Raw genomic sequence first — 18,110 nt, forward strand, 5'->3', positions numbered from 1 at the left:
AAGCGGTGGCAAAGTAGACAGAGCATTTTGGCTTGAGCAAAGCGAAAGCCAGCGCCTTGAGACGCCGGCTTTTATTATCGGCTTATAGCCGATGTGCAAACCACCCGTTTGACGGGTGGTTATGATTAGTAAACGTGATGACGCAGTCGCTCGCAAAATTCTATTTAAATTCAGAATATTGCAGTTGTTAGTCACTCTCATCCTAATCATATTAATGACTTTTATCAGAAAAGAAAAAGGCAATCCTCTCAGCCTGGAACTAAGATAATTGCCATTGCAGCGATACATCGCCTTCTCAGAACGATTTATCATCTTGTAAAATACAATCAAGCTTATAATTATCAACTAGCTAAAGCATAATTTAGGATTGATTCTTATCATCATTTTACAACCCATGAAAAATAAGTCTAGTTCATGAGCTTATTTGTTGTACTTTAAATTCCTTCATTAAGCTACTTTAACTATCTAAATAGTTTTTTCTTAAATTAAGTTCAAAGAAAAAGCTTAATATAATTGACTATTCGTAGAAAACAATGAAACTGGAAAGATTCTTCCGGTTTCTTTTTATTTTGGAAACATTTCTTTTCGTAGAGAAGCATAGATTGGCTGACCGCCAAGTAAATTGCTAGTGATGTAGGCAATAAACGTTAAAATTGTCATTGGCAAAATTTGGTCGACCGAGCCAACCATCTCTGTTAATAACGTGATTGCAGTAAAAGGTGCTTCTTCGATTGCTCCGAAGTAAGCTGCCATTGAGATAACTACAAAATTTAGGTAACACTGTGCAGGAATAATATTTTGATGAATCATAACTACGCCTGCAATAGCACCGATTAATGCTCCTAAAACGAGAATTGGCATAAAAATACCGCCGGGAACAGAAGCACCGTAACTAATCATTGAAAAACAAAAACGAATAATGAAGAAGGTTACGAAAAGCCCTAATAGACTGGTGAGATTACTATTTTGATCAAGACCAGCGACATAAGCGATGAAATCATGACTTCCACCTAAGATTCGGGCATTCCACAATCCGATTGGAATTACGAGTAGTAATGGAACCGCGCTATGGTAAATCTGTGGTAATTTAATTTTGCTGTACCACCATCGTAGGTTTAAGAGTGTGTATTGGTAGCCAAAAGAAAGAAATCCAATTAAAATACCAAGGAGAAGTAGCCAGCTATAACTATCTTTAGGCATGTTCGCGTGAACCGGAATATAGAGACAGGGCCGGACACCAAAGAATAGAATAGTTACAAAATCTGATGTAATTGCTGCGGCAAGAGCGGTGATGCAACCTTGGGGATGAAAATCAAAGGTGATCTCTTCTAGAAGAAAGATAACCCCAGCTAACGGAGCACTAAATGCGGCCGAAAGCCCTGCGGCAACACCGCATTCGAGAAGGAACCGTTTTTCTTTTTCACTTATATTAAGTTTTTCCCCAAACAATTGACCGATACAAGCACCCATCTGGATACAGGGACCTTCACGGCCGAGGAAAAGGCCTGGGCAAATTGCTAATAGACCCCCGACAAATTTACGCCATAAAACGCTCCAAGCATTCATTTTGTGTTCATTTAACAATATTGCTTCGATTTGCGGTACCCCAGAGCCAACTAAGTCTAGTAAAGATGATTTAAGAATTTTACTGAGAATAAAAATAATTAAGATTGTAGCTGCAATATAAGGAATGAGTAATTGGGGGTGGTGCGCCATTGTGGGATAAATGACCATCAACCCTTTTAGTGTATGATCAATAATCCAACGGAAGATACTTACGAGGAAGCCGGTCACAGCGCCGACAACGATTGCTTTTCCAATTAATGAAATGAAAGCCATGGACATCGGTGTTGATAATACATCGCGGGCACGCTTAATGTTAGACTGACTGGTTGGCATGGCAATTCCTCCTTTTAAAAATTTAAGAATTGTTTATCTTGTATTATACACGCCTCTCAATAATATTTCGTGTTGATATGGTAAAATCAAAACTATATATGCATTGCACAGTAAGTAAAAAATGGAGGAAAAGAAATGGAATTTATTGCAGTGTTGGCGGGGTTATTGCTTGCAACACAGATCGTAGCACACTTATGTCGTCGAATTGAGATTCCAGAAGTGATTGGACAAATCCTGGTTGGAATTATTGCGGGGCCCGCTATTTTAGATTGGGTTCATTTAAATTCAATGATGAATGAATTTCAGGAAATCGGGGTTATTATCTTGATGTTCATCGCTGGGCTGGAAAGTGATCTTTCTTTATTGAAAAAATATTTAAAACCAGCGGTTGTTGTAGCACTTTTGGGGGTAATTACTCCTATTGTAATTATGGGGCCAGTAAGTTATATGTTTGGCTTTACTAAACTTGAATCACTGTTTATCGGTGTTATTTTTGCAACAACATCTGTTAGTATTTCAGTTGCGGTATTACGTGAATTTAATCGCCTAAATAGCCGAGAAGGTGCAACAGTGCTTGGAGCAGCAGTTGCTGATGATATTATTGGTGTTATCTTATTAAGTGTGATGATTAGTGTAATTAATGGAAGCAACAATAGTGGCCACGGTAATGGGCAGTCTTTAGGAATTATTCTCTTGATGCAATTAGTATTCTTTGGTGGGACTTACCTTTTAATTCGTTGGTTAGCACCTTACTTGATTCATATGAGTGATCGTCTCTTAACAGTTGCTTCAACATCGGTAATGGCGATGATTATCTGTTTGGGTATGGCCGCAATTGCTGATTATGTTGGGTTAAGTGGGGCGGTAGGCTCATTCTTTGCCGGAATTGCAGTGGCTAATACAAAGCATAAAGAAGTTGTTGACCGGAGTTTTATTCCGATTGGGTACGCAATGTTTATTCCGCTATTCTTTGTCAGCGTAGGGTTGAACATGCGCTTTGACAATATTGGTGAATCGTTTGTCTTTGTTATTGTGATGACAATTCTTGCATGCTTAACAAAACTACTTGGATGTGGAGCGGGTGCTAAGTTATCTGGCTTTAGTATGCCAAGTTCTTATGTTGTTGGTAGCGGAATGATTGCCCGTGGTGAAATGGGATTGATTACAGCTCAAATTGGTTACGAAGCTCATCTTCTTTCACCAATGTATTATTCAGATGTAATCACCGTGATTATTATCGCAACTGTATTAGCGCCATTTATCTTAAAAAACGCATTAAAACGGTCAGCCAATAAAATTGAGTAAAGGGGACTTTTGATGGAAAATCATGAACGAGAAACGGAGCAAGCACGGGTCAATAATGTTGAGAAACAAATTGACCAACAAGTAGCTGCAACCACTAAAGCTGTTGAAGATGCCCATCGTGAAACACGAGCAGTTGAACGTAATTATAGTGAAAATGCGTCTATTAACCGTTATGAAGTTGATGATATTGCCGAATCTCGGTCAATGATTGAACAACAGCGACAACTAGTTTCACGAGCAGCAGAAAGCGAATCAATCTTAAAGCACCAGTTAAGAACTTTGAAAAACTTAAAAGGGTCACCGTACTTTGGACGGATTGATATTCAAGATCCTGGTGCAGATAAGAGCGAAACGCTATACATCGGTACTTCATCTTTAATGAATGAAGATAAAACAGACTTTTTAATTTACGACTGGCGAGCACCGATTTCTGGAGTTTACTATAATGGTACCCTTGGGAAAGTAAATTATGAAACGCCAGCTGGAATGCAAACTACAGAATTAAAAAAGAAACGGCAATTTACGATTAAGGATGGTAAGATCACTAACATGTTTGATACTAATGAAACTGTTGGTGATGAAGTCTTACAAGCGGCTCTTGGAAAACAAAATGACCAGTATATGCATAATATTGTGGCAACAATTCAAAAAGAGCAAAATGATATTATCCGGGATACGCATAGTGATCTTTTGTTAGTCCAAGGAGTAGCTGGCTCAGGAAAGACTTCAGCGATTCTTCAACGAATTGCATACTTGCTTTATCATAGTCGAACAGAATTGAATGCTGACCAGATTGTCCTTTTTAGTCCCAATAATTTATTCAGCCACTATATTTCTGAAGTTTTGCCAAGTCTTGGTGAAAGAAATATGCGGCAAGTAACATTAGAGGGATTTATCCGACGGCGTTTTGAAGGCCTGCAAGTAGAAACATTGTTTGACCGCTATGAAGAACGACAAAAACCTGAAAATGATTCGCATGTTGTTGCCGACTTTATTGAAAGTGAATCTTTTATGACATCGATTGCACGTTACGTTGAAAAAATGACAATTGATGATTTGCAATTTGCTGATATTCGCTTTAATGGTCAAGTTTTCTTTTCAGCTGACCACGTCAAAGATCTTTACAAAGAATTACCATTGACGATGGCTCCTGCTGATAAGTTAGTCCAATTAAAAAATAAGTTAATTCGTGAATTGCAGCGGCGGGTTAAAGATGAAGCTAAAAAGGACTGGGTAGCTAAAGAACTGGATTCACTTAATTTACAACAATTGCACAACCTTTATGGTAAGAAAACAATTGATGACTTTAAGGATGAAGATGAGCAATATGCTTACCTTTCGCAGCGCTTAGCTAAACGACGCTTACGTGTGATTGCAGATGCGATCTATAATAATTACTTTCTCGATTTTTATAATCAATATAATAAGTTTTTGCATCAAGTTGAGGTACCTAAGACAATTAGTCAGCGGGAATGGGCAACAATGATTCTTGCTTTTCAAGATGAGATTGAATATCATCGGCTGGAATTAATGCATGCTGCCCCTTTGATGTATCTGCGTGATTTGATTTCCGGGACAGGGCAAAATCGTTCTTTTCAATATGTATTTATTGATGAGATGCAAGATTATTCAATAGCGATGTTAATCTACTTAAAACACGCCTTCCCCCAAGCTAAGTTTACGGTCCTCGGTGATAGTGAACAGGCTCTTTTTAAGCCATTGCAGTTACCGGAGGAGTTATTGAACAAACTTAGTGAGGTATTAAAGGCTAAGCGACCTAATTTAATTGCTTTACGGCGGAGTTATCGTTCCACGACGGAGATTACTAATTTTGCGAAGGCCTTGTTGCCGGATGGAGATAGGATAATTTCTTTCACTCGCCATGGAAAGAAACCACGCTTGTTAGTCCGTTATTCTGATAAAGAGAGTCAGCAAAGCTTGTTAGATGAGACGCTTAAATTAGCTGACGAATATGAAACTGTAGCGATCTTAACCAAGAATCAAGAGCAAGCCGCTGTTATTTATCAATTACTTCGCCGGCAAAAGGTTGAAAATATTCATCTCTTAGATAAGGATGCAAGTGAATTGCCAAAGGGGATCTTAATTCTCCCAATTTACTTAGCAAAGGGGCTTGAATTCGATGCTGTCCTTGCTGCGGATGTCTCTGCTAAAAACCTAGCTAATACTGATGAAGTCGGTATGATCTATACAATGGCATCACGGGCAATGCATGAACTGGTCCTTTTAAGCAACGGTTCAGTTAGCGACGCAATTAACGAGAAAGCTGAGCGTCTTTTAACGATTGAATATCAATTGCCAAATAAAAATTAAATTTTCTTATTGGCTAAAAACGCTTTCAAGAAGTGTCGACTTATGATAATCTAATGGAGTAGATATAGAAAAAGGAGATGCTTCGCCATGGTTAAAGACGAATACACACTTGTACTAGTAAAGCCTGATGGGGTAAAGACTCGTCATATTGGAGATATTATTACCCGTATTGAACGGAAAGGATATAATATTGAAGCTCTTAAGATGATTGACCCATCAGAAGAAAAGCTTCGTCAGCATTATTTTGATAAAGTTGACAAACCATTCTTCCCTGAATTGTTAGAATACATGACAGAAGGACCAATTGTAGGAATTGTCGTCTCTGGTACTAATGTAATTCAAGCAATTCATAATATGGCAGGAGCTACTAACCCTGGTGAAGCTGAATGGGGAACAATTCGTGGTGACTACGGTCGTGAATGGCCTGATGGTAACTTGCGAAATATCATTCATACATCTGATAATGTTGATAGTGCTACTCGCGAGATTGGTATTTGGTTCCCAGAATTTGATATTAAAGATAAGCAGTAGAGTTAAAGAAGCTGAAAGAAAAAACAAAAATTTTCTTTCAGCTTCTTTAATTTATTCATCACTTGCCCTTTGTTGGCGTTTAATTTTTCGTTGTACTGCCAAGGTATTGCGTTCCCAAAAGACCCCGTCAGTGTAGCCTTGGATGCTAGGATCATCTTTTATTTGATTAAGTCGGTACTGTCCCCATGCACAATATAGAAGACTTTGCTCGATTCCAAGATAACGGCGGTTAAGTTTAGCGGCAGTCACTAAACTCGAACCGGAACCAGCAAAAGGATCAAAAATGAAGTCATTAGGATTAGAACTGGCAAGGATAATTTTTGCCAGCAATTTCTCGGGCTTTTGCGTAGGGTGACCAGTATTTTCTGGCATTGACCAATACGGAATTGAAATGTCATCCCAAAAATTAGAAGGCATCGTATCCCGAAAGTTACCATTTTTAGTAGCTTGCCAGTCTTTAGCTACCCCATCTTGACGATAAGGAGCTACCACCTGTCGTCGTTGCTTAACTTGGTCGACGTTAAAGGTATAGTCACTCGGGTTAGCAGTCAAGAACCAAATATCCTCCATCCCGTTTTTCCAATTTTTCTGTGAGCCGCGTCCTTTTTCCCGTTGCCAAGTAATCCGATTTTGAATTGTAAAATTTTTTTCGAGGATCGGCGCAAGTGCCATGCTAGTTGCCCAATCAGAAAAGACATAGATACTAGCATTTTCTTTTAGTAATGGCTTTAAGAGATCAATCCACTTTTGCGTGTAAGTCTGATATTGGCTCGTAGACATCTTTTTGAAGTTTAAACCATCATATTGTTTGTTAAGATTATAGGGAGGGTCAATAAGGGCAAGATCAACCTGGTGTGGTGCTAGTTGAGTCATTACTTTGAAGGAATCACCGTTGATAATCTTGTTGGATATTGTCTGGAGATTATCAGTTGGGTGAATAATCTGGCTGAGGAGCTCAGGTGAAGCCTCCTCAAGCGTGAAATCAATTGTTTTATTTCTTTTTGAGCGCATATTGACCACTCCTGTTCGACGTTTAGTATTATTATACTTGTCATATTCAGGATTGTCTTGCCTTTTTAGTAGGAGTTGGATTAAAATTAACTATATTAAGTAGCGCGAGTCTTAGCGAGGAACAGTTGGTGAAAAGGTTCCCAAAGTGCGAAATGGTCACAACAAAATACATAATGAGCGGCAATGATGATTGCAATTTAGGTGGTACCGCGCGAAAAGCGTCCTATTTAGTTTATATGGCTAAGTAGGGCGTTTTATAGTTTAGGAGGAATTTAAAATGGCAGAAGAAAAACACGTTATTTTAACTGGTGATCGACCAACAGGTAAGTTGCATATTGGACACTATGTAGGTTCATTAAAAAATAGGGTTGAATTACAAAATACGGGTAAATATGATACCTTTATCATGATTGCTGACCAACAAGCATTGACTGATAATGCTCGTGATCCTGAAAAAATCCGTCGTAGTCTCCATGAAGTTGCCCTTGATTATTTGGCGGTTGGAATTGATCCAAAGAAATCAACAATTTTGGTTCAATCACAAATTCCAGCATTGAGTGAATTAACAATGCACTATCTTAACTTAGTAACTGTTGCGCGTTTACGCCGAAACCCAACTGTTAAGACTGAGATTAAGCAAAAGAAGTTTGGTGAAAGTGTGCCAGCTGGATTCTTTACTTACCCAGTAAGCCAAGCAGCAGATATTACAGCATTTAAGGCTGATACAGTGCCAGTTGGTGATGACCAAGAACCAATGCTTGAACAAACTCGTGAAATTGTGCGGACATTCAACCGTATTTATCAACAAGATATTTTAGTTGAGCCTAAAGGGGTATTCCCACCAAAGGGTCAGGGACGGATTCCAGGACTCGATGGTAACGCAAAGATGAGTAAGTCCCTTGGCAATGCAATTTATCTTTCTGATGATGCTGATACAGTGCAAAAGAAAGTAATGTCGATGTATACTGATCCAACACATATCAAGGTTAGTGATCCTGGTCATGTTGAAGGCAATACTGTCTTTACTTACCTTGACATCTTTGATCCAGACAAAGAACAAGTTGCTAAACTGAAGGAGCAATACCAAGCTGGTGGTCTTGGGGATGTTAAGATCAAGCGCTACTTAAATGAAGTTCTTGAAGCTGAACTTGCACCAATTCGCAAGCGACGCGAAGAGTATGCTGCTAATCTTGATTATGTTGATCAAGTTCTTAAAGAAGGCTCAGCACAGGCAAATGAAGTTGCAAACCAGACACTTAAAGAAGTTCGTGATGCAATCGGAATTAACTACTTTGGCTAAAAATATAAATTGAGAAAGCGAGGCTGCTAGGAAAATAAGTTTTTCTGCAAGCCCCGTTTTTTTTCGTGTCTCCCATAGCAGAACATGGTAACATAAAAGAGATGTATTTATACGAAAAATAATTAATTAAAGCGGAGGTGAAAATGGTGGAAAACCTCGCGATTGTAGACCTCGGCTCAAACTCGGCCCGAATGGCAATAACAGAAATTGCTCCAGACGGACGATTTCGTGAAATTCGACGTGTAAAAGAAAATACACGTTTATCTGAGGGAATGGGACGAGAAAAAATGTTACAAGAGAGTGCAATTGAACGCACAATTGCGGCTCTAAAACGATTTAAAAAAATCTACCAAGAGATTCCCAATATTAAGGTTCGTGCGATCACGACTGCTGCAGTTCGGCAGGCACGAAATCGCCAAGAGTTTTTGAAGCGTGTCCAGCAAGAAGTTGGTATTCATCTACAAGTTTTATCTGGAAAAAAAGAAGCCTATTATGATTACTTAGGTGTCGTTCGAACATTGCGGCTTAACCACTGTTTAATTTTAGATGTTGGTGGAGCAAGCTGTGAATTGATATTGGTACAGCAGCGAAAAGCACGTAACTTGATTTCTATTCCGGTGGGTGCTGTTAATTTATCAGAGCAATACCATTTAAATGGCTATGTTCGTTCGGCTGACCTTTTTCGTGCGCAGGTAGCGATGAACGAACGATTGACCAAAATTCCGTGGTTACGTTATGCGACACGTGTTCCGATTGTTTTATTAGGTGGTGCTAACCGGACTTTGGCGCGTATGACCCAGTCTTACCATCACCATCACCGTCGAAATGGTTCAATTCATGGGTATCAGCTTTCCTCGCGAGTAGTATTTGCTACTTATCGTGAATTGCTAAATCGTAACTTGGCCCAGCGTAAACGAATGACTGGTCTAGAACCAGAACGAGCAGACATTATCATCGGCGGAATGCTGCCTCTTGTAACCCTCTTGCAACGCAATAGTGATGGTCGGGTTATTTTTTCAGAGAGTGGTGTTCGTGAAGGAATTATCACTGAATATGTAAATCAAAGGAAGCGACACCATGACTGATTGGCAACACGGTTTTTATAAATTATCTGCCCATGATCGACGTCAACAATTGACAAAAGCTCGTCAACTATCCCCGCTAGAAGAGCAAGTATTAGCAAATACAAGTTCAGATTTAGGGGATGAGTTAGTCGAAAATTATATTACAGATTATTCTTTGCCTGAAGGAGTAGCCTTAAATATAACTGTAAATAATCGTCAGTATGTTGTACCAATGGTGGTTGAAGAGCCATCAGTCATTGCCGCTGCTAGCAATGGCGCGCATCGGGTAAGTAGGTCAGGAGGATTTACTGCCCCTCAGCAAGACCGGCAATTAGTGGGCCAAGTTGTTTTAGACGACGTGACCGATAAAACAGCAGTTAAATCATGGCTCTTAGAACACCAAGATGAGATTTTAACAATCGCTAACCAGGCTCATCCCTCAATGCAGGCACGAGGCGGGGGTGCAAAGTCGATGAAAGTTCGCACTCCTGGGGACTTCATTAGCGTTGATTTAGGAATTGACGTTTGCCAGGCGATGGGCGCTAATAGCGTCAATACGATGGCAGAAGCGGTTGGAAAATGGTTAACGGACAAGGGTTTCCATGTTATTACCGCAATTTTAAGCAATCTTGCCACACAGAGTCTGCAAACGGCTACTTGCAAAGTTGCTTTTCGGTACTTAGCAACTACGGAGATGGATGGTAAAGAGGTTGCTCAACGAATTGCCCGCCTTAGTGACCTTGCGCAAGTTGATCCTTATCGGGCAGCTACCCATAATAAAGGAATAATGAACGGGATTGATGCGGTTATGATCGCCAGTGGAAATGATTGGCGGGCGATTGAAAGTGGAGCCCATGCCTACGCTGCTCGTGATGGACAATATCGTGGCTTAAGTACTTGGAAAATCCAGGACGGCTACTTGGTAGGAAAAATTGTTCTTCCTTTACCAGTCGGTGTAATTGGTGGTTCAATTGGATTAAATAAAATGACTAAGATAAACTATCATATTAGTCAAATTAAGAGTGCTGAAGAGTTGGCAGCCGTAACAGCAAGTGTCGGATTAGCACAAAATTTGGCTGCTTTACGCGCATTGACAACCACTGGGATTCAAGCTGGTCATATGAAACTCCAATACCGGTCATTAGCAGCAAGTGTCGGAGCAACGCCAGCAGAAGTACCATTAGTAGTAGCACAATTAAAGCAGCGATCACATGTTGACCAAGCACTTGCTAAAGAAATATTATCAACGATCAGAAAGGACCAAGTTAATGACTGAAGAGAGAATTACACTAAATAAAGAAAATCAGGCACTTCTTGATCAGGTTAATAGTCTATATCCTGAAGGTAGTGTCTTTGTTCAGTTTCATGGTGACAAGTCAGGATATGTTCGCCATGACCAAGCAACTCAACAAACTATTCCTGGTGCCTTGGTTATTATTGTGACTGACTTGACTGCGCCAAATTACACTGCTTCACACGAATTATTGCACCTTTTGATGTTACTAAAAGGTTTTCCACAAATCTTTTTCCAACTGTCTCTTGGGGATAAGGAACTCGATGAACAGATGATGATTATGTCAACGGACTTGTATAACATTGCCATGCATCGAGTAGTGGTTGCAGAACAACGTAAGCATGGTTTTATTACTGATGAGATTGAAGAGCAATATCTAAAGGGAATTGAGCATACATTAACTCCGGAAAAAGAGGAAGATGATGAACGGACGTTACGGTTATTAACCCTTTTGGATGCCTTGGTCTTTTATGGTGATCACCTCTCAAAGTATGAAAAAACTTTAGCAGAAAAGTACCCGCTTGCACTGGCCGCGGCAAAAAAGATGTATGCTGAGATTACAAAGAAGCCCATTAAGTCACCGTTCGATATGCGCCGGTCAATTGTTAAGGTTTATTCTTTATTTGATCAACAGATGCAGGAATGGGGTTTGCCAGCCTTACACAATAACGAATACACAACTCTTTCACCGGTATTAAGTGCTCGGCAATTGCGTTTAGAGATGCGCCAAGTTTTTGAAATCTATCACTCTGATATGAAAGAACGAGGGACGGATAAGCGCGCCTACGTTGGTCTTCGGCGGAGTGATGGTCAAAATTCATTTACTCTTCCGGCACCGACTCAAAATGCACCAGAAGCATTTAAAAAGATATATGATCAATCAGTGCAGGAATTTCTTGAACAGAATAGCATTCCATACATTGTAAGGAAGTGAGCTAGATGGATGCGACGATTCAAAAAACATTTGACGACGCAAAAAATATTGTCTTTCTAACGGGCGCTGGTGTCTCAACCGCTTCTGGTATTCCTGATTTTAGGTCAGCAAACGGTTTATATACGCAGAATCGGAATGCTGAATATTACTTAAGTCACCGTTATTTTGTTAGTGATCCAGAAGGCTTTTATGAATTTTGCAAGCAAAATTTGTATTTTCTAGATGCAGAGCCCAACGTAATTCATCAAAAACAGGCAGCTTTGACACAACAGGATCGTGCGACTGTGATAACGCAAAATATTGATAACTTATATGAAGAAGCTGGCACGAAACACTTGATTGATTTTCATGGGAATCTTTTCCACGTTTATTGCGAAAAGTGTCATGAAACAGTTCCGGTGAGTGAATATTTGAAGAGTCGCTTGCATCAAAAGGATAATGGTCCCTTGCGTCCAGATATTGTGTTATACGATGAAGGGATTAAGCAAGAAGATATTGTCAATTCTGTCAAGGCAATGCAACAAGCTGACTTAGTTGTGATTGTGGGAACTTCAATGAAAGTATACCCATTTGCGGGCTTGTTAGATTATCGCAATCCCAATACAAAGGTGATTGCGGTTAATCAGCAGTTATTGCAATTTCCTTTTGACTTTCAAATGGTTCAAGACGATGCAACAAAATTCTTTGACGAATTAAAAGTATAAAAAAGAAGCTGCAGTTGTCTAAGGACAATTTCCAGCTTCTTTTTGCTCCAGTGTCTATTCAAAGAAAACGACCTTCCCATCAACTTTGAATGGGAGTGCTACTAAACGAGAACCCTTCTTTTTAGTAGCATCCTTTTCTTGATAAAAAATGTGACGAATACCTTTGTTCTTTAGTAGCATTTCTGATCGCTCCTTTCATATTGTTCACTTGTAAAATAACATGTTTTGAACGCTTTTCCTAGAGAAATAATGAAGTATGAGAAACGCTTTCATTTTAAAATGTGAGAATAATGCATAATCCGTTCGTCTTTTACTATCAAAATGAATAAAAGTGATAAAAACGGGGATTGAGGTCCTTAGAAAATGAATATAGATTTATTTTGCAGTGTATAAGAATTTGCTAAGTAATTTGAGGTGGATTTTTAGGCATGAAAGGGAGGATTAAAGATGAAAATAACGATGGGGATGACAACTTGGACAGAGCATCCAGTACTTATTCATGATGAACAACGCCCAGTAAAGCTTGATGAGTATGCTCAACATTTTCCAGTGGTTGAGGTTGATACTTTTTTCTACGCTTTACCTCAGATATCAACAATTCAAAACTGGCTTGCTACTGTTCCACCAACTTTTCAGTTTATTGTTAAGGCTAATCAGAAAATGACATTACATCAGCGAAACCAAGAACGTGGCGAATTAGAACAGGTCTTTCAACAATATCGCCGAACAATCTCCCCCTTGGTAGCTGCTGGTCAATTAAAGACGATATTATTTCAGTTTCCTCCATATTTTGATGCAACTGTGCGTGACTTTTCCTACTTACGATTAATTCGAGAATGGTTAGGAAATCTGCCAATTGCAGTCGAATTTCGTAACCAAACTTGGTATAAGAAAGAAATTTTACCGTCAGTCTTAGATTTTTGTCGTGAACTCAATTTTACATTAGTGGCCGCTGATGAACCCCATAATACGCCGACGTCAGTACCATTTGTGCTTGCAACAACTAATCCCGACTTAGCCATGCTGCGCCTTCATGGCCGTAATCGCAAAGGTTGGGAAAATCAGGGAAAAGAATGGCGGAAAACGCGGACTTTATATCGATATTCGCCGGAAGAACTTCAATTCTTTAAAAAACAAATTGAGTCCTTACAGCCGCAACCTAAAGAACTCTGTGTTATCTTCAACAATAACTCAGCCAAGGATGCGGCACCAAACGCATTAAGTCTTCAAAAAATGATGAACATTGAATTCGAGGGGCTGGCACCTAAATCACCAGAACAGCTTGATCTGTTTTAGGATGGAGCAAGCCCTAATAAAATGCTATACTAAATGTTAAATCTTAATTAGTAATATCTTAGAAAGAGGGGCCTCATATGGCTGAACAAAAACCAACTTATTACATTACAACACCAATTTACTATCCATCTGGTAAACTCCATATTGGTAATTCATACACAACAATTGCATGTGATGCAGAAGCACGTTTTAAGCGTTTGATGGGCTATGACGTATTCTACTTAACAGGAACCGATGAACATGGCCTTAAGATTGAACAAAAGGCTGAAAAGCTCGGCATGAAGCCACAAAAATACGTTGATCAAATGGCTGCCCAAATTAAAGAGCTATGGAATAAACTTGAAATTACAAATGACAAGTTTATTCGGACAACCGATGACTACCATGAAAAAGCTGTCCAAAAGATTTTCCAACAATTGCTTGACCAAGGGGATATTTACAAGGGTAAGTATACTGGTTGGTACTCGGTTGATGATGAAGAATACTTCACAGAAAGTCAGTTAGCGGAAGTTTACCGTGATGAAGACGGTAATGTGATCGGTGGAAAAGCGCCATCAGGTCATGAAGTTCAATTAGTTGAGGAAGAATCATACTTCTTTAAGATGAGCAAGTATGCTGACTGGTTAATGAACTACTATAAGGAACATCCTGATTTTATCGAACCACAATCACGGATGAATGAAATGATTAATAACTTCTTAAAGCCAGGACTAGAAGATCTTGCAGTTACGCGAACATCATTTAGCTGGGGCGTTAAGGTACCTAGTGATCCTAAGCACGTGGTATACGTATGGATTGATGCATTATCAAACTATATTACTGCGCTGGGATATGGTAGTGATGATGATAGTCTTTTCAAAAAGTACTGGCCTGCTGATGTTCACATGGTAGGAAAAGAAATTGTTCGTTTCCATACGATTTACTGGCCAATCATGCTTCATGCGCTTGGCTTGCCATTGCCAAAACACATCATCGGTCATGGCTGGTTAACAATGCGTGACGGTAAGATGTCGAAATCAAAGGGAAACGTTATTTATCCTGAAACTCTTGTTGATCGTTACGGTCTTGATGCCACACGTTACTACTTATTGCGGGCAATGCCATTTGGTAATGATGGCGTCTTTAGTCCAGAAGACTTTGTTGATAAGGTAAACTATGACCTTGCTAACGATCTAGGAAACTTGCTCAATCGGACTGTTGCGATGATTAATAAGTATCAAAACGGCAAATTGCTTGGTACTAATGATGCAACTACTGATTTTGATGCTGATTTAGAACAAACTGCTAGTGATGTAATTGCTGAGTATAAAGAACTGATGGACAAAACACGATTTGCTGAAGCGTTGGCAGCTGTTTGGAAGTTGGTTAGTCGTGCTAACAAGTACATTGATGAAACCGAACCATGGGTATTAGCAAAAGATGATAGTAAGAAGGATGTATTATCAGATGTGATGACCCATCTAGCAAAGAGTTTGCGGATTATTGCGGCCTTAATTCAACCAATTATGCCGAATGCACCAAAACAAATTGTTGAACAACTTGGAATTGAAGGGACTGACTTATCATTAACCAATCTACAATTTAATGATTTCCCAGCAGAAGCTCAGGTTGTCGCCAAAGGAACTCCAATCTTCCCACGATTGGATGTAAAGGCCGAGGTTGAATTTATTAAGAGCAAGATGACAGCAAACGAAAAGAAGAAAGGAAGAAAGGCAATGGCTGAAGCAAAAGAAAAAGCCCAAGAAGCAGCACAAGAAGAGAAAACAGATGGCAAAAAGCCAATTCGGATTGATGTCTTTGACAAAGTTGAATTGAAAGTGGCTCAAATCACGGCTGCCGATCATGTAGAAGGTGCTGATAAGCTTCTAAAATTCCACATGGATGATGGAACAGAAGAAGGTCGTCAAATCCTTTCTGGAATTGCTAAATGGTATCCAGATCCTTCTGTTTTAGTAGGTAAGAAAGTTTTGATTGTTGCTAACTTGAAACCACGGAAAATGCGGGGCGAATTAAGCCAAGGAATGCTTTTGTCTGCTGAAAAAGGCGGTAATGTTCAAGTAGTAACTGTTCCTGACAATTTAGTACCTGGAATGGGCGTTGAATAAAGTGAGTAATCATCAACACCAGCAATTGGTTTATGATTCCCATACCCACTTAAATGACGATGCGTTTTATGATGATGTGCCTGCCTTTATTAACCGTGCTGCTCATTATGGCGTGACGGAGATGAATATTGTTGGCTCAAACCAACTATTGAATACCCGTGCTTTAAAGTTGGGACACCAGTTTGATAACCTTCATCCAATTATTGGTTGGCATCCAGAAGATATTGCTAATTGGAATAGCGAAACCAAAAAAGAGTTACGTCAACAATTAGCGGATCCCTTAGTCGTGGGGATTGGAGAGATTGGCTTAGATTATTATAATGATGAGCATTCTCCTCACAAGCGGCAACAAGAAATTTTTGCTGAACAGCTTGAGTGGGCGCGAGAACTTAAATTACCTGTCTCAATTCACTGCCGGGATGCATTAGCTGATACGTATGATATTTTGCATAATGCTCACATCGATGAATTTGGTGGCGTTATGCATAGTTTTAACGGGACACCAGAATGGGCAGAGAAATTTATGGATCTTGGGATGATGATTTCTTTTAGTGGTGTCGTAAGCTTCAAAAATGCGACAGAAGTTCATGAAGCCGCATTAGTTGTACCCTTGGAAAAGATGATGGTTGAAACAGACGCTCCTTACCTAACGCCACTCCCATATCGAGGAAAGCAAAATGAACCCGGTTTTACTAAATTTACGGTGGATGCAATTGCAGATTTAAAGCAAGTTGATGCTGGTAAAGTGGCATATAAAACATTTACGAACGCCCACCGCTTATTTTTGGAAAATGAAGAAAGAGGCCTATGATTAGAATAAAAGAAGTTATAGTTGTTGAAGGTAAAGATGATACTAAGCAAATTTTAAAAGCAGTTGATGCAGATACATACGAAACAAATGGATCCGCAATTTCAACAGCTGACTTGGCAAAGTTGAAAAAGTTACAAGCAAGCCGGGGCCTAATTGTTTTTACTGATCCGGACTTTAACGGCGAGCGGATTAGAAAAATAATCAGTGAAGCCATCCCTGGAGTTAAGCATGCTTTTATTAAACGTAAAGATGGTGTGCCAACTGAAGCTCACGGTAGCTTAGGGGTTGAGCATGCAATGCCCGCAGTTATAAAGTCAGCTTTAGAGCACCTTTATACCCAAACAGCGACACCCCAGCAAGTCTTTACGCGCGAAGATTTGCAAAAATGGGGATTAACAGGTCAAGCAGATTCACGAAAACGGCGTGAAAAGTTAGGGCAATTACTTGGAATCGGCTATGGAAATGGAAAGCAATTGATTCACCGTCTAAATATGTTTCAAGTTGACCGCGCAACATTTGAACAAGCAATTAAGCAAATAAATCAGGAGGAAGATCATGAGTAATTCACCAGAAATTGGTAGTCGAACACGTACCCGCGCGATAATGGAAAAGTACGGGATCCACACAAAGAAAAGTTTCGGTCAGAATTTCCTTACTGATTTGAATGTCTTAAAAAATATCGTTGAGGCGGCGGATATTACAGATAATGACAATGTAATTGAAATTGGTCCCGGTATTGGTGCTTTAACGGAGCAATTAGCACAAGCCGCAGGAGAAGTTTTAGCCTTAGAAATAGATCAGGATTTAATTCCGGTTCTAAAAGAAGTATTATCACCATATGATAATGTAAAGGTGATTAATCAAGATGTCCTTCAAGCTAATTTGCCAGAATTAATCAAAAAGGAATTTAAAGATCCTAGTCGACCGATTAAGGTGGTTGCTAATCTTCCTTATTACATTACGAGTCCCATTTTAATGAATTTACTGGCTAGTCCTGTTGAGTGGGCAACAATCTGTGTAATGATGCAAAAGGAAGTTGCTCAGCGACTCACAGCTAAACCAGGAACTAAACAATATGGTGCCTTGACATTAGCGATTGAATACCAAATGCAAGCTAAAATTGCTTTTGATGTTTCACGGAAGGTATTCGTGCCGTCACCTAATGTTGATTCAGCAATTGTTGTATTAACGCCACGGACAAATCCACTTCCAGTTCAGCCTTTTGATAAGCAAAAATTATTTGGCTTTATTCGGGGATGCTTTGCTCATCGTCGCAAGAGTCTTTGGAATAACTTGCAAAGTGTAATTGGTAAAGATCCAGCAGTAAAAGAGAAAATGACTGCTGTCTTGGCCCAGTTGGATATTTCACCGCAAATTCGTCCAGAAAAGCTAACCCTTGAACAATTTATTGAACTCGCGAATGCTCTTCATCAACAAAATCTCTTGTAAAAGATGGTTGACCGTTATAAAACATTATGGTACAATTTTGCTTTTTGTGTAAAAAAAGAGTATGCTAGTCTACAGT

At 39.5% G+C, this 18,110-nt stretch carries 16 protein-coding genes; 13 read left to right on the top strand and 3 right to left on the bottom strand.

All coding sequences use genetic code 11. The features are described 5' to 3' along the window. Positions 1-564: 564 nt before the first annotated feature. A complete protein-coding gene (locus CBG10_RS09070; protein WP_065867751.1) occupies positions 565-1,899 on the bottom strand; it encodes a ClC family H(+)/Cl(-) exchange transporter in 1,335 nt (444 codons plus the stop codon). A gap of 135 nt (positions 1,900-2,034) precedes the next feature. Here CBG10_RS09070 and CBG10_RS09075 point away from each other — a divergent pair, with 135 nt between their 5' ends. The 3 genes from CBG10_RS09075 to ndk all read left to right on the top strand — a co-directional run bounded on the left by CBG10_RS09075 (position 2,035) and on the right by ndk (position 6,066). After that, positions 2,035-3,204, top strand: coding sequence for a cation:proton antiporter (locus CBG10_RS09075; RefSeq protein ID WP_065867752.1), 1,170 nt, complete (start codon positions 2,035-2,037; stop codon positions 3,202-3,204). A 12-nt stretch (positions 3,205-3,216) separates the two neighbouring features. Beyond that, positions 3,217-5,535: an RNA polymerase recycling motor HelD gene (gene helD, locus CBG10_RS09080; protein ID WP_094512407.1), complete on the top strand. Its 2,319-nt coding sequence runs from the start codon at positions 3,217-3,219 to the stop codon at positions 5,533-5,535. A gap of 87 nt (positions 5,536-5,622) precedes the next feature. After that, positions 5,623-6,066, top strand: coding sequence for a nucleoside-diphosphate kinase (ndk, locus tag CBG10_RS09085; RefSeq protein WP_019252303.1), 444 nt, complete (start codon positions 5,623-5,625; stop codon positions 6,064-6,066). 51 nt (positions 6,067-6,117) lie between these two features. Here the strand turns inward: ndk and CBG10_RS09090 are convergent, their stop codons facing one another. Next, entirely contained in the window at positions 6,118-7,077 is a 960-nt protein-coding gene (locus CBG10_RS09090; RefSeq protein ID WP_003674562.1) for a DNA-methyltransferase, read from the bottom strand. Between the two features lie 277 nt (positions 7,078-7,354). On the opposite strand from CBG10_RS09090, the gene trpS reads away from it, so the two are divergent. The 5 genes from trpS to CBG10_RS09115 all read left to right on the top strand — a co-directional run bounded on the left by trpS (position 7,355) and on the right by CBG10_RS09115 (position 12,373). Then, positions 7,355-8,377 carry a tryptophan--tRNA ligase gene (trpS, locus tag CBG10_RS09095; RefSeq protein ID WP_094512409.1) on the top strand — a complete coding sequence of 341 codons (1,023 nt, stop codon included), beginning with the start codon at positions 7,355-7,357 and terminating at the stop codon, positions 8,375-8,377. Positions 8,378-8,520: 143 nt separating this feature from the next. Further along, positions 8,521-9,462: a Ppx/GppA family phosphatase gene (locus tag CBG10_RS09100; protein ID WP_003667177.1), complete on the top strand. Its 942-nt coding sequence runs from the start codon at positions 8,521-8,523 to the stop codon at positions 9,460-9,462. Further along, positions 9,455-10,717, top strand: a complete 1,263-nt coding sequence (locus tag CBG10_RS09105) for a hydroxymethylglutaryl-CoA reductase, degradative (RefSeq protein ID WP_094501071.1) — start codon at positions 9,455-9,457, stop codon at positions 10,715-10,717. Before CBG10_RS09100 ends, CBG10_RS09105 begins: the two co-directional genes overlap by 8 nt. Then, positions 10,710-11,669, top strand: coding sequence for an IpaB/EvcA family protein (locus tag CBG10_RS09110; protein WP_094501073.1), 960 nt, complete (start codon positions 10,710-10,712; stop codon positions 11,667-11,669). The genes CBG10_RS09105 and CBG10_RS09110 overlap by 8 nt, the downstream gene beginning before the upstream one ends. A 5-nt stretch (positions 11,670-11,674) precedes the next feature. Then, a complete protein-coding gene (locus tag CBG10_RS09115) occupies positions 11,675-12,373 on the top strand; it encodes an NAD-dependent protein deacylase (RefSeq protein ID WP_094501075.1) in 699 nt (232 codons plus the stop codon). Between the two features lie 54 nt (positions 12,374-12,427). On the opposite strand, the gene CBG10_RS11745 is transcribed toward CBG10_RS09115, so the two are convergent. Next, positions 12,428-12,553 (bottom strand): hypothetical protein, encoded by a 126-nt coding sequence (locus CBG10_RS11745; protein ID WP_003674574.1) that lies wholly within the window; start codon positions 12,551-12,553, stop codon positions 12,428-12,430. A gap of 267 nt (positions 12,554-12,820) precedes the next feature. Between CBG10_RS11745 and CBG10_RS09120 the strand changes: the two genes are divergently transcribed. The 5 genes from CBG10_RS09120 to rsmA all read left to right on the top strand — a co-directional run bounded on the left by CBG10_RS09120 (position 12,821) and on the right by rsmA (position 18,034). Then, positions 12,821-13,669: a DUF72 domain-containing protein gene (locus tag CBG10_RS09120; RefSeq protein ID WP_094512410.1), complete on the top strand. Its 849-nt coding sequence runs from the start codon at positions 12,821-12,823 to the stop codon at positions 13,667-13,669. Between the two features lie 77 nt (positions 13,670-13,746). Next, on the top strand, positions 13,747-15,774 hold the full coding sequence (gene metG, locus CBG10_RS09125; protein ID WP_094501079.1) for a methionine--tRNA ligase: 2,028 nt from the start codon (positions 13,747-13,749) through the stop codon (positions 15,772-15,774). Continuing rightward, positions 15,767-16,585, top strand: coding sequence for a TatD family hydrolase (locus CBG10_RS09130; RefSeq protein ID WP_094501081.1), 819 nt, complete (start codon positions 15,767-15,769; stop codon positions 16,583-16,585). The genes metG and CBG10_RS09130 overlap by 8 nt, the downstream gene beginning before the upstream one ends. Further along, the gene (rnmV, locus tag CBG10_RS09135) at positions 16,582-17,148 is read left to right on the top strand and encodes a ribonuclease M5 (protein WP_094501083.1); all 567 of its coding nucleotides are present in this window, start codon (positions 16,582-16,584) and stop codon (positions 17,146-17,148) included. Before CBG10_RS09130 ends, rnmV begins: the two co-directional genes overlap by 4 nt. Then, positions 17,141-18,034 carry a 16S rRNA (adenine(1518)-N(6)/adenine(1519)-N(6))-dimethyltransferase RsmA gene (rsmA, locus tag CBG10_RS09140; RefSeq protein WP_003665578.1) on the top strand — a complete coding sequence of 298 codons (894 nt, stop codon included), beginning with the start codon at positions 17,141-17,143 and terminating at the stop codon, positions 18,032-18,034. The genes rnmV and rsmA overlap by 8 nt, the downstream gene beginning before the upstream one ends. The last annotated feature ends 76 nt before the right edge of the window (positions 18,035-18,110 follow it).

Origin of the sequence: Limosilactobacillus reuteri, from assembly GCF_002254085.1 — a bacterium.
Lineage (GTDB): Bacteria > Bacillota > Bacilli > Lactobacillales > Lactobacillaceae > Limosilactobacillus > Limosilactobacillus reuteri_K.